Raw genomic sequence first — 12727 nt, forward strand, 5'->3', positions numbered from 1 at the left:
CGGTCTCGAACCTCGATTTTGAACTTCGCCATGGACCTTTGCGAATTTCAAAATCGTCCCCTAAAATAAGGACTTCGTCCTTATTTTAGTTTCACTGCGGGCGAAAACTCTGGCAATCGGAGGCTATTTTATTTAAAAATTTAGTTGGTTGAAACCAGTAACTAATCTTCTAGAGTATTGCGCTACTTGTTTTAGAATTTGTTTGATATTCCCTTTTACCTAATATATTGATACTGATTTTAGTATTTTCTATCCTTTAATCCAGTCATATTACATTACGTAAAATAATAATAAAGACAAAAGCGTTGGATCAATTCGATTATAATTTAAAAACACTGCGGAAATAAAACAGACATTCAAACTAACCGAGTAACTAGAGCCGGAGGGTGACGGGAAAAATGCAGTCTGCCATGAAGGTGGCGTTAGAGCTTTAGCTCTTACACCACGGACGACTTTGGAGACTTGCCGAACTATGGCAAGGCTTCAAATCGAGGCCCGAGACATTGGCTCGGACCGGTCCACATGGCAGAACTGCATTTTTCCCGTCACCCGCAGGCGGCATATTTCAATAAATCCAAATCATAGTTTGAATTTCTGTTTAACACACCGCCATGAAACTTTAAAGCTGATAATTCCAAATAATCCATAAAGTACAATGTAGCCACCATAAATTAAGATAATGTTCTTAGATATATGGCGTCCAAAATCAAACATCGCAATGGCCGCAAAGGACTGCACTAACGCAAACACAATTGGTATCAAGAACGTCAAGGTATTTTCACGTCGGATAATCCCCTTGATCTCACTTTCTTCAACACCGATTTTTTGCAACGTCCTTAATTGGCTTGACTGATAATCATCACGCAATAAAATTCGTAACGTTAACACGCTTCCCAGTGCAACTAACAAGGCCACACTGAACAGTGCCACGATGAAGAGATAGAATCCTCCACCTTGTTTGAAATGCTTTTTAATACTGCCTTGTCGTAAGAATCCAGATTGAGTATAGATTGCGGTCTCATACTTATTGGGTTCTTTTTTCATGACTTCGATTGAAGAATCTGCCAATGACGACCTGAATTTAACCCTCATATAATAAGCATCGCGATAACTATCCAATTTCTGTAATTGCGAACGTTTCAGGCGGTCACCTTTTTTGAAATCCCAACCGTAGAATGTATCTTTGACCTCGCTCGGCATCTTTTGATAATAGCTATTAGGCACGATCATCATGGGGCCAAAATGCATCGAACTTCCATATGGGAACGAATTTCCCTGCTTGGCAGTCTGAATCATTGGCGCACCTTTGACCTCGATATTGTGCTCATCGGACTTGTTTCTATACATAATTGAAGAGCTGTAATCAATCTTCAAAAATTGGTGAGCATTGATTTTGGAATTATTTTTTCGCATTCTTTTTGGCAAAGATTTGTAATCTGAATACGACATAAACGTCATTGGTTGGCGAATGTACGACTCACTGGACTTGTTATAGTAAGAAACCAGATTTATCTTAACGTCCGTCTTGTAACTACCCCTAATTTTGGCGTCATTTTTTTTGAGTTCATGACGAATAACATTGACAGTATCCTTGTTGGCAGCCAATTCGAACGGATAAGCGCTGTTGTAATTTTGATGAACAGCTTGATAACCGAAGTAACAAAACGTCAATAATGCCAAGGCCAAAGCTGACAATTCGGTAACGAACCAGAGGATAGAAATATTTTGAAAGAGTCGTTCTTTCATATATTTGAACGAGAAAATATTGATACCTGAATATGAAACTGAGTGAATTTTCTCCATAATATTTAAAATTGTGGGCAGAAAACCGAAGTAAACCAGATACGTTCCAAAAATATCGGAGCCCAAAATATAGACAATTTCTGTCAGTGGCTTGGATGAATAACTGATTGTCCGCATATTTTTGAACAGATAAAATGTTGCAATTTCGGCAGTAATTAGTAAGACAACTCCAAAAAGTCCCGCAGGAACACGTAGCCACCAACGAGTTTTGACAATCGTCCGGCGTTCTTTCTTTTTCAAAATTCGATATGTTTTAATAGCATTGATAATGCTCAACGTCAGCGTTGTCCAGACAAATGTCGCGATTAACAATTGAATATTATTCATCCCAATGTGCATCACGAAATCAAAATGCATCTGCATCAAATAGACTAATAGCATTCCCATAAATTTCTGAAAAATCACCATAAATGTCAGTCCGATAATCCAGGCTACCGCTTGAACGATAGTCGTCTGCAGAAAGCTGATCATAATGATTGTCCAGCGTTGCATACCTAGCTTTTCAAATGTCAGAAACTCATTTCGCTGCTGTTTAACGAAGAATCCTCCGACGTACGCCATATATACGAATGCACAGAAACCGAAAATACTGCTCATAATGATTGCAACATCAAAAATCAGCGAATTCCACCACCGCAAAGCATAGTGAACCGACGGATTATCGCCCATCGACAGCAGGATTCCGAAAACTCCAATTGCGAAACTGCAGGCTAAAATATAAATTAGATAACTGTCGCGCATATTGGACAGACTTCGTTTAATTATTTTGCGATACATTGAAATAATCCCCTCCGCCAATAGTCCGTTGCATGTTGATAATTTGCTCAAAGAATTTGTCACGGTTGCCCGGATTAACAATCTCTGAGAAAATCACCCCATCTTTAATAAAGACAACTCGACTGCAATAACTAGCCGTAAAAGCATCATGTGTTGCCATCAAAATAGTCGTCTTTTCTTTCTCATTGACCATCTGCATATAGTTCAACAAAATCGTCGCTGACTTCGAATCCAACGAACCCGTAGGCTCATCCGCAAACAAAATCTCGGGACGATTAATCAAAGCACGCGCTGCCGCAACAATCTGCCTTTGACCAAGCGACAACTCATCCACCGCCCGATCGGACAGATTTTCAATATTGAGCAGTTGCATCATATATTTAAATCTCTCTTCAATTAATCGTTTATTGGAACGATTCAAAGCTAGTGGCAGAATAACATTTTCTTTAACGTTCAAAGAATCGAGCAATTCAAAACTTTGATAAATAAAGCCCATTTTATTACGACGATATTTAGCTTGGTCACGATCATGTAATTGTGTTAAATCCATGCCATCAATAATGATTTGTCCGTGATCAGGACGTTCATTAGTTGAAATCATATTCAACAAAGTGGTTTTCCCAGCCCCTGAGGGACCCATGATACCAAAGAATTCGCCATGTTCAACTTCAACACTGATATCCTTAATAGCATGCACAGCGTTTCTTTTTTTACCGAAATCTTTTGAAATATTTTTTACAGCAATTTGCATAAATAATTACCTTCTTGGGTAGCCGCCGGAGGCAGTGAGCGAGTGACGAAGTCTGCCATGGGACCGGTTCGAGCCAAAGTACGGTCTTGAGCCTCGCTGTCTTCATCACTCACTACCCCCGGCTAGGATATTTTTAGTTTACATTTAATTTTTTGATATTGAGTATTGTTATTAAAATCAATACATTAAATATTTAAACGTGAGAGTATTCTGAAACTTTTCAAATTATTATGGAAATGAAGTTATATCCATAAACCAAATCAAAGAATCAGCTATAATAACAACTATATTACTAACAACAATCAATCCAAAAATGCATGAGCTGGAGGTTGTCGGGGAAAATGCAGTCTGCCATGGAGGTGGCGTTATGGCTTTAGCCATTACACCACAGGGCGAGTTTTGAAATTCGCAAACTGTGCGAAGTTCAAAATCGAGGTTCGAGACCGCACTTCGGCTCGGACCGGTCCTCATGGCAGAACTGCATTTTCCCCGACAGCCGGAAGCGGCAGCGGAAGAATCTACATTTTTACAATGATTATTGTTATCATACTATATAGTGTCTTTATTCTAGCACGGAGGGAATTTTATAATGGCTAAAATTATGATTATTGAAGATGATCCATCTATCTCCCAACTAATCAGTGAAAATCTTGAAAAGTGGCAAATGAATTCTTATATTACCAAAGACTTTAATAATATCATGGATCAGTTTAACGAATACAAACCTGACTTGGTATTGCTCGACATCAATCTTCCCGTTTATGACGGCTACTATTGGAATCAAGAAATCCGCAAGGTTTCCAAAACTCCGATTATTATTATCTCATCTCGTAATTCTAACATGGACCAAATCATGTCAATGAACATGGGCGCTGACGATTTTGTGGAAAAGCCTTTCTCAATTGATATCTTGATTGCTAAAATCAACGCCCTTTTGCGCCGGACATATGACTTTACCAAGAGTACCAGCGATGTAATTGAACACAATGGTCTCAAACTCAACCTTTCGAGCGGCTCGGTGGAAATCGCTGATAACAAAATTGACTTGTCTAAAAATGAGTACAAATTGTTGCAACGGCTTTTGAAGGACCAAGGCAAAATTGTCACACGTGAGCAACTTTTGAATTTTATGTGGGATGACGAGCGTTTCGTTGATGACAACACTTTGACCGTTAACATCAATCGTCTCCGTGGAAAAATCGAAAAGTTTGGCTTGAAGAATTATATTGTTACTAAAGTTGGACAAGGATACATCATTCCCTAGAGGTGAAATATGACATTTTTTAAATACTTACGCGATCATATTTATTCAATTCTCATTGTCTTGGTGGGGATGACTTTTGTCGAATTAGTCCTCTATTTGGACCCTCACGTTAACTTTAACCCGGGTACATTGATTTACACATGGATTCTGGCAATGGTCTTCCTAGTGGCAAATTTGGCTATTTCGTATACACACAAGAAGACGTGGTTCCAACAGTTGGAAAATTATCAAGAGGACCTGTCGAAAGAATTATACGGTGCTCGAAATAATGAACAAAAATTTATTCAATCAAAAATTAACAATATTTCTATGGAATATCGTAATGAGTTGACTGAACTTTATCAGAACCAAAAAGATCAGCGAGAATACACTGAATCTTGGGTGCATGACATTAAAGTTCCTTTGGCGGCATTGAAGTTATCCCAAGATGACGACTTGGACCCCGACTTGATTGCTGAAGAACTAGACCAAATCGATTATTTGGTTGATCAAGCACTCTACTTTGCCCGTTTAAATAATTTCTCGAATGATTATTTAATTCAAGAACAAGATTTAAACGACATCGTCAAAGCCTGCATCAGAACCAACAAACGCCTATTTATCAGCAAACGTATCGGCATCAATTTTGACATCACCGATAAGAAAATTTTAACCGATGAGAAATGGCTGAGCTTTATCATCAATCAGATTTTGGCTAACAGTTTGAAGTATACCGATAACGGCGGTAAGATTTCAGTCTTCACAACTACAGACGACAATAATATCGAATTACATATTAAAGATAACGGTATCGGGATTGCTGACCAAGATATCAGTCGAATCTTTAACAAAGGATTCACCGGTAGCAATGGTCGGAAATCTGGCAGCAAGTCTACCGGTATGGGATTGTATTTGACTAAGAAGATGGTCGATAAACTTGGCCATACAATCAGTGTTAATTCACATCCTGGCGACGGTACCGAAACCATAATTACATTCTTGGATTTACCATACTACAAGTAATTTTAAAATTATTACTACGCTGAAATCTCTTTGGTAAAGAATCAATGCCTAAATAGATTTCAGCTTTTTTATTTTATGCACAACAAAAGGACCAGTGAAATTTCTCACTGATCCTTTTTGAGTTCACAAATTATTAACTTTAAATCCCCAACCAACAAAAAAACAACGAATACATTAGTCGGAGGGAGACAGGGATTTGGAAGACTGCTGTGAAAGTGGCGTTACGGCTTTAGCCGTTACACCACCGGGCGAGTTTGGAGACTTACCGAACTGTGGTAAGGCTTCAAAAACCGAGGTTCGAGACCGCACTTCGGCTCGGACCGGTCCGCATAGCGGCTTCCAAATCCCTGTCTCCCGGAGGCGGAAACCTATTTCTCAATAGCAGAAATAATTAATTTTTCAATCTCATCAAGATCCTCATTTACTTGCATATCGCTCTTAACTCCAAAAATCTTGTAATTTTGCAAAAAGTAAACCAGCACCTGCGAAACTATCAGTCGAATGATTGACTCCGGTTTAATATCCGACCTAACTTCATCACTGTTCTCGACTAAATCAGTAAACACTTTAAAAATTCCTGCACCACGTTCAGAGATTAATTCCATAAATTTAGCTTTAACTTTATCCTTTGTCAAAATCTCCGAAAGCATAATTGATGCAACCTCACGATTATCAGCAATGAACTGATAGCGACTACGAACCACGTAGTGAATAAATGATTTTAAATTGTTTCCGTGAGCCTGCAAAGAATTCTGAAAGTCCTCAACGTACACCGGAATAATATTTTCCATCAATGGAGCAATAATGAAATATAATAAATCTTCTTTAGTCTTAAAATATTTAAAAATAGTTGCTTGACTCATCCCTGATTCTTTAGCAATTTCTTGAGTCGATGTACCATCAAATCCTTGTGCTGAAAAGAGTTTCAACGCTGCCAAAACAACCTTTTTCTTTCCAGCTGGCATGTCAGAATCTTCTACCCATGCTTTAAAATCTTTCGATATTTGTTGCTCTGCCACAAAATCAAGTCCCTTCTATACTTTACGATAACGTTTCAGTCCTAAGATATTTAAAATTGTTAATACTACTAAGAAAACCAAGAGTGCGCCAATCGGTGCCTGAATTTGACTGAGCTTGGCTCCACTCATAACTACATCGGCTGTCGCTTGCCCAGAATACTTGAGCGGCAATATATACGAAATATTTTGTACCCAATGTGCCATAGTATCCAACGGAATAATTCCTGAGAAGAATACTTGTGGAATCACGATAATGGGAATAAATTGCATCATTTGGAACTCTGATTTGGCGAAAGTCGACATCAAAATGCCGAATGCTAAAGCCACCATCGCTAAAATGACATTGACGATAACTACATTCCACATACTTCCAATCACTTCGACTTTTAATACATAAATTGTGAACAAAACGATAACAAGCGTCTGAACGATTGCTAACAAGCCGTAACTGATCATATAACCAAAAACGATTTCGGAACGTCTGACTGGTGTCGCTAACAAGCGGTCTAATGTTCCGGTCGTTCTTTCTTTCAACAGTGCCATCCCCGAGATTAAGAACACGAAGAAGAAAACAAAGAATCCCATTAAGATTGGCAAAATTTTATCAAAAAATGACGTATCTTTATCACCGTAAACGTAAGAATTGTGAATCTTCGGTGTCTTCTGATTTTTAGATTGCATCATTGCGGCGGCTTGAGGATTGTTGGCTGCCAGGGATTTTAATGTAGTTTTCAATTCCTCAATATTAGTTGCAACCATTGAAGCTTTCAAAGCTGCTTTTGTCGCGGTAGTCTTACTGGCATCGGTATTGGCGTTCTTTACGTAAAAATTACCATTCTTATAACGAACAATCCCATCAACTTTCTGATTTTTCAAAGCTTTGTTAGCTTTGGCTTGAGTTGCATACTTATAAACCTTGATATGGTCAACTTTCTTAATCTGTGTGACCAAGCTGCTTTGAACATTAACGGTCGCAATATTGACATTGGTTGTCGAATTAGACGTAAAAACGACTTTCATCAAAACTAAAATTAAGATTGGAGCGACGAACATTAAGGCTAAAGTCCGTTTGTCACGAAATAGCTCCTTTAAAACACGTTTAGCGATAGACCACGTTCTTTTCATTCTCGTATTCCACCTTTAAGAAAACATTCTCGATTGTATTTTCATTATATTGAGCCTTGAGATTGGCTGGAGTATCATAAGCAATCAACTGACCGCCCAGAATCAATGCCACATCATCAACCAATTCAGCCTCATCCATAACATGAGTTGTGACCAAAATAGTCCTGCCTTCATCCCGCAATTTATGCAGCTCACCCCAGATTTGACGACGCAACGCCGGATCAATCCCAACAGTAGGTTCATCCAAAATCAAAACTTCACTATCGCCAAGCATCGCAATTGCCAACGATAACCGCCGTTTCATTCCCCCAGAGTAACCACTGACACGCTTGTTCAAATCATTGGTCAATTCAACAACTTCAGCAACATGGAGAATCTGGCGATTAGCTTTTTGACCAGCAACGCCTTTCATATCAGCGTAAAACGGGAGATTTTCTTTGGCAGTCAAGGCATCATATAAAGCATCCGTCTGTGCCATATAACCGATTCGATTTAACAATTGACGATTCGGCATAACTTTTCCAAAGACCGTGGCGGTACCCTGTTGTGTCTTTTCCATCCCTAAAATAATCTTGATAATGGTTGATTTACCAGCACCGGATGGCCCAATCAATCCGATTATCTTGCCTTGCGGTATATCAAAATTAATATGGTTTAGAACAGTTTCTTTACCAAATTTTTTAACAACATCTTTCATGGAGATAATTGCATTTGCCATAACTATTACCTTCTAGCTTGTTTATTAATTTAAAGGTGAGTGTTTGGTTACTCACTTGATGAATAAAGAATAATACCCTAAAAAAACTTTGTCAACAATTGGGGTATCATTTCTTATTCTCTTTCTTTAAAGCCGTTTTAAATTAATGCTATTCAGAACTACTTGTAGCACAATATACATACGAGGTGATTAAAATGAAGTTAGAGAAAACATCAAAAGTTCAGATTAGTACGACTATTGATCATAATATTAAAATTAAGGCCCAAAGCATTCTCGCTAACAACGATTTAACTATTAATGAATATTTGGAAATGGCCCTAACAGATGTCGCAAATAATGGACTACCTGAATACTTCGTAAATCCATCCTCAGAATTAACTGCTTCAATATTAGAGGCTAATGAAGTAATAAGTAATCAGAAAGACACTCCAAATATTACTACCACTCGTGAAGAATTAAACCGAATGCTAAACTCATAAAAATGGCAAAAAAAAGAAAACTCCAACCAAAACTCAGAGTTTTCAATATATAAGATAAAACCAATAACCTAGCTGGAGGTCGTCTGGGAAAATACATTTTGCCATGAAGGTGGCGTTATGGCTTTAGCCATTACACCACGGGACGAGTTTGGATACTTGCAGAACTGTGGCAAGGATTCAAATCGAGGTGCGAGACCGCTCTTTGGCTCGGACCGGTCCCCATGGCAGAACTGTATTTTCCCAGACAACCGGAAGCGGCCCATTTAACAATACGCCTCAAGCGCCTTACGAACTTGGTCTAACGAGATATCGGGACAATGATCATCAGAATTGCACAATGCTCTTTCATAAAGTTGATCGTCCATTTCGTCTTCTATTTTTTCAACCGCTGCTGAACGAAGAAAGGCGGAAACACTGATATTTTTAGATTTCGCATAGTTCTTGATCATCTTTTCGTCCTGTTCATCTAAATAAAAGGATATAACTGCCATTTCCCGTCACCTACCTTATTTTCAAATACAGTTTATTATGTCGAATAGCTTTTTTCAATAGTTAACCTATTCACAATTCAACTTTATATAAAGATTATTCTATAATTTGATTAATTATTTTTATTCTCAAAAGACATTTTTGGCATTTAATGTATTTATGCCTATAACGACACAAAAATACGGCCCCCAACCTTACTGGTAGCCGTATTTTGATTTGGATTCAAACCTGTAAAATAGTCAAACTTTTTGATTAAAATTTTGGTACCGTTAACTTTTCCAAGTGCACCTATCCACTACATCTTCAACGTCATAGCGTTCAAAGCAACCACGACAGTTGACAATGACATGATGACCGCACCGACTGCAGGACTGAGGACAAATCCGACACCTGCTAAAATTCCGGCAGCTAATGGAATAGCTAGAATGTTATATCCAGCTCCCCACCAGAGATTTTCAATTGTCTTCATATAAGTGTTGTGTGACAACTTCAAGAATTTAATGATGTCGCTTGGATCTGAATTGTAAAGGACAACTTGAGCTGAATCAATCGCAACATCAGTCCCAGCACCAATAGCAACACCGATAGTAGCTGAAGCCAAACTTGGAGCATCATTGATACCATCTCCGACCATCATGACATGGTGACCGTCAAGTTCGAGTTGTTTGATAACATTGTGTTTATCTTCGGGCAATAATTCACCACGGAACTCGTCGATTCCCATTTGTTTAGCCATGATAGCGGCAGCTTCTTTATTATCACCAGTCAACATGATTGGAGTAATATTTCTAGCTTTTAATTCTTTAATAAATTCAACAGTATTCTTCTTGATCGTATCGCCCAATGCGACGAATCCGAGAACCTTACCATTGTTAACTAAGAAACTGATGGTATTACCTTTATCAAGGTATGTTTGAACCAATTTCTTATCGACTGCAATCTTGTTTTCGTTGAGATACTTCATATTAACTAGATAATAATCTTGGTCCTTCAAAGTGGCACTCATACCATAACCCTTGAGAGCCTTGACATTATCCAAAATTTCGGGTGTTACTTTTTTATCTTTAGCATATTGCACAATACTGTTGGCAATTGGGTGACTTGAGCTACCTTCGATACCAGCAATGATAGCTAACAAGCCATTGTTATCAATTGATGAATCAGTACTTTGAAGTCCATTAACAGTAAATTTACCTTCAGTTAAAGTACCAGTCTTATCCATGGCAACGTAATCAATTTTGCGACTGTTTTCAATAGCTTGGTTATCACGGATAATCAAACCATTTGTGGCAGCGATTGATGTACTACGTGACATAACTAGTGGAATAGCCAATCCTAAAGCATGTGGACAAGCGATAACTAGAACGGTTACCAAACGGTTTAAAGCAGTATTCATATCTCCGAAAATCAACCAGTAAACGAATGACAATAGTCCGACTGTTAAAGCAGCATAGAACAACCAACCAGAAACTCGATCAGCTAACATTTGTGTCTTAGAACGTTTACTTTGTGCGTCAGAAACCAACTTACTAATTTGTGACAAGTAACCTTCACCAGCAGATTTATCAACTTGTACTTTGATAGTGCTGTCACCGTTGATTGAACCGCCAACAACTTTACTGCCGATTTCCTTTTTAACAGCTTTAGATTCACCGGTAATTAATGATTCATTGATGTAACCAGATCCAGCAATAACGTGACCATCAAGAGGAACTGATTCACCGGCACGAACTTCAACAATATCGTCCTTTTTAACCATTGAAATATCGTGATCCATTGTTTCTTCACCATGAACCATGTGAACTTGGTTAGGAACAAGTGAAGCAATCTTTTGTAAAGCATTACCAGCACTCATTGTGGATTTCATTTCAATCCAGTGACCCAGCAACATGATGACAATCAACGATGCCAACTCCCAGAAGAAATCCATAATGTGCGTTGAAGAATGTAACAGGTCGTTCATAACAAAGGCGTAGAGACTGTAAATATAAGCAACACTGATACCCATTGTAATCAAGGTCATCATCGCTGGCTTTTTCTCAGCCAATTCACCACGAGCACCGGTTAGAAATGGTTTCCCACCGTAGAAGTAAAGTGCTGTGGATAAAATCAACACAATCCAATCAGAGCCTGGAAACTGAAATTGAAATGGCAAATGCAATCCCATAAATGGCGACAAGATAAAGACTGGAATCGCTAGAGCTAGTGAAATCCAAAATTTTTGTCTTAAATCACCCATGTCCATCATGTGACCACCATGCATCATCATATCGTGACCACTAGACATATCCATTTTCATATCTTCGTGCTTCATATCCATATCTTTCATATCCATATTTTTCATAGTATCATCACCCTTACTTCAAATCAGCTTCCAAACAGTCACATTCGACTTCTTCTGGGGCTGTCTTAGCTTTTTCATTCAATGTAGCAATCATTTTTGCAATATCAGCTTGAGAAATTGCTGAAGATTCAATTAATTCATTAATAGCGTTACCTTTTCGCATGCAACAAAGATTATCAAATAGATCAGTCACATTCTCTTTAATCGCTACGTCCTCTTGAATCGTTGGTTGGTAAACGTAAGGACGCTTATCTTCAATTGCTTTTAGAAAATGCTTTTTTTGGAGCCGAATAATTAAAGTCTTAATTGTGGCAGCTTTCCAATCAGTCTTTTGTTCTAGGATTTCAATGACCTGTTTACTAGTGGCCTGTCCTAGAGTCCAAATAATTCGCATCACTTGCCATTCGGCCCGGCTCATTGTTTCAACTTCTTTCATGTCATTTCCTCTTTGGTTTACATTTGTAATCTTCTTAACAATTCATAGTTTACAACTGTAAACCTTAAAAGTAAAGCCTTATTACTTATTTTTGTTTTTCCGCCAACGGGAGAGATAGATGCCATCGCCCTGTGACCGGTGCGAGCCAAGGTCTCGCGCCTCGATTTTGAGCTTTGCAGAAACCGCAAATCTCAAAATACGTCAGTGGAGTAAGAGCTGAAGTTCTTACTCCACTTGCACTGCTGGTAGACTATCTCTCTCCCGCTGGCTCTTGTTTTTGTTGGCTTCTGCTTGATTAGTTGATTGATATAAACTGCATAGAATACCTTATGTATATCTGAAAGTAATGAATCTGACAAAATTGATACTGGATTCGAAGTCACGTTCACTACTTTATATTGACTGAATACAATACAAAGCTTGATATATCAGAACTTAAAGTATCAATATTAATCAATTTATATTACCCAAATTAGAACCACCTCGAATCATTTTCACTGATTCTATTACATACTTAATA

Annotated in this window: 11 protein-coding genes; 3 read left to right on the forward strand and 8 right to left on the reverse strand. The window is 38.2% G+C overall.

Features of this window, described 5'->3' with window-relative positions; translation table 11 throughout:
- Positions 1–579: 579 nt before the first annotated feature.
- Positions 580–2580, reverse strand: coding sequence for an FtsX-like permease family protein (locus JP39_RS08275; protein ID WP_041500539.1), 2001 nt, complete (start codon positions 2578–2580; stop codon positions 580–582).
- Complete coding sequence (locus tag JP39_RS08280; protein ID WP_041500537.1) at positions 2561–3331, reverse strand: ABC transporter ATP-binding protein; 771 nt, start codon at positions 3329–3331, stop codon at positions 2561–2563. Before JP39_RS08280 ends, JP39_RS08275 begins: the two co-directional genes overlap by 20 nt.
- A gap of 589 nt (positions 3332–3920) precedes the next feature.
- Here JP39_RS08280 and JP39_RS08285 point away from each other — a divergent pair.
- Both JP39_RS08285 and JP39_RS08290 read left to right on the forward strand, forming a co-directional pair.
- Positions 3921–4595 carry a response regulator transcription factor gene (locus JP39_RS08285; protein WP_041500536.1) on the forward strand — a complete coding sequence of 225 codons (675 nt, stop codon included), beginning with the start codon at positions 3921–3923 and terminating at the stop codon, positions 4593–4595.
- Positions 4596–4604: 9 nt separating this feature from the next.
- Positions 4605–5597 (forward strand): sensor histidine kinase, encoded by a 993-nt coding sequence (locus JP39_RS08290; RefSeq protein ID WP_041500535.1) that lies wholly within the window; start codon positions 4605–4607, stop codon positions 5595–5597.
- A 368-nt stretch (positions 5598–5965) separates the two neighbouring features.
- Here JP39_RS08290 and JP39_RS08295 read toward each other — a convergent pair whose 3' ends face one another.
- From JP39_RS08295 to JP39_RS08305, 3 genes are read right to left on the reverse strand one after another with little or no spacing between them, the layout of a single operon-like run.
- On the reverse strand, positions 5966–6616 hold the full coding sequence (locus JP39_RS08295; protein WP_048698714.1) for a TetR/AcrR family transcriptional regulator: 651 nt from the start codon (positions 6614–6616) through the stop codon (positions 5966–5968).
- Between the two features lie 15 nt (positions 6617–6631).
- The gene (locus JP39_RS08300) at positions 6632–7741 is read right to left on the reverse strand and encodes an ABC transporter permease (protein ID WP_041500534.1); all 1110 of its coding nucleotides are present in this window, start codon (positions 7739–7741) and stop codon (positions 6632–6634) included.
- On the reverse strand, positions 7716–8459 hold the full coding sequence (locus JP39_RS08305; RefSeq protein WP_041500533.1) for an ABC transporter ATP-binding protein: 744 nt from the start codon (positions 8457–8459) through the stop codon (positions 7716–7718). The genes JP39_RS08300 and JP39_RS08305 overlap by 26 nt, the downstream gene beginning before the upstream one ends.
- Positions 8460–8653: 194 nt before the next feature.
- On the opposite strand from JP39_RS08305, the gene JP39_RS08310 reads away from it, so the two are divergent.
- Positions 8654–8938 carry a type II toxin-antitoxin system RelB/DinJ family antitoxin gene (locus JP39_RS08310; RefSeq protein WP_041500531.1) on the forward strand — a complete coding sequence of 95 codons (285 nt, stop codon included), beginning with the start codon at positions 8654–8656 and terminating at the stop codon, positions 8936–8938.
- Between the two features lie 263 nt (positions 8939–9201).
- Here JP39_RS08310 and relB read toward each other — a convergent pair whose 3' ends face one another.
- The 3 genes from relB to JP39_RS08325 form a co-directional block, all read right to left on the reverse strand.
- Entirely contained in the window at positions 9202–9429 is a 228-nt protein-coding gene (relB, locus tag JP39_RS08315; protein ID WP_041500529.1) for a type II toxin-antitoxin system RelB family antitoxin, read from the reverse strand.
- Between the two features lie 293 nt (positions 9430–9722).
- Entirely contained in the window at positions 9723–11771 is a 2049-nt protein-coding gene (locus JP39_RS08320; RefSeq protein ID WP_082330675.1) for a heavy metal translocating P-type ATPase, read from the reverse strand.
- Between the two features lie 13 nt (positions 11772–11784).
- Positions 11785–12207 carry a CopY/TcrY family copper transport repressor gene (locus JP39_RS08325; protein WP_041500527.1) on the reverse strand — a complete coding sequence of 141 codons (423 nt, stop codon included), beginning with the start codon at positions 12205–12207 and terminating at the stop codon, positions 11785–11787.
- Between the last annotated feature and the right edge of the window lie 520 nt (positions 12208–12727).

The organism is Companilactobacillus heilongjiangensis (genome assembly GCF_000831645.3).
Taxonomy (GTDB): domain Bacteria; phylum Bacillota; class Bacilli; order Lactobacillales; family Lactobacillaceae; genus Companilactobacillus; species Companilactobacillus heilongjiangensis.

Coding starts and splice junctions, on each gene's coding strand:
- JP39_RS08310 (WP_041500531.1), top strand. CDS start 8,654: ATGAAGTTAGAGAAAACATCAAAAGTTCAGATTAGTACGACTATTGAT.
- JP39_RS08290 (WP_041500535.1), top strand. CDS start 4,605: ATGACATTTTTTAAATACTTACGCGATCATATTTATTCAATTCTCATT.
- JP39_RS08280 (WP_041500537.1), bottom strand. CDS start 3,331: ATGCAAATTGCTGTAAAAAATATTTCAAAAGATTTCGGTAAAAAAAGA.
- JP39_RS08320 (WP_082330675.1), bottom strand. CDS start 11,771: ATGAAAAATATGGATATGAAAGATATGGATATGAAGCACGAAGATATG.
- JP39_RS08275 (WP_041500539.1), bottom strand. CDS start 2,580: ATGTATCGCAAAATAATTAAACGAAGTCTGTCCAATATGCGCGACAGT.
- JP39_RS08325 (WP_041500527.1), bottom strand. CDS start 12,207: ATGAAAGAAGTTGAAACAATGAGCCGGGCCGAATGGCAAGTGATGCGA.
- JP39_RS08285 (WP_041500536.1), top strand. CDS start 3,921: ATGGCTAAAATTATGATTATTGAAGATGATCCATCTATCTCCCAACTA.
- JP39_RS08300 (WP_041500534.1), bottom strand. CDS start 7,741: ATGAAAAGAACGTGGTCTATCGCTAAACGTGTTTTAAAGGAGCTATTT.
- relB (WP_041500529.1), bottom strand. CDS start 9,429: ATGGCAGTTATATCCTTTTATTTAGATGAACAGGACGAAAAGATGATC.
- JP39_RS08305 (WP_041500533.1), bottom strand. CDS start 8,459: ATGGCAAATGCAATTATCTCCATGAAAGATGTTGTTAAAAAATTTGGT.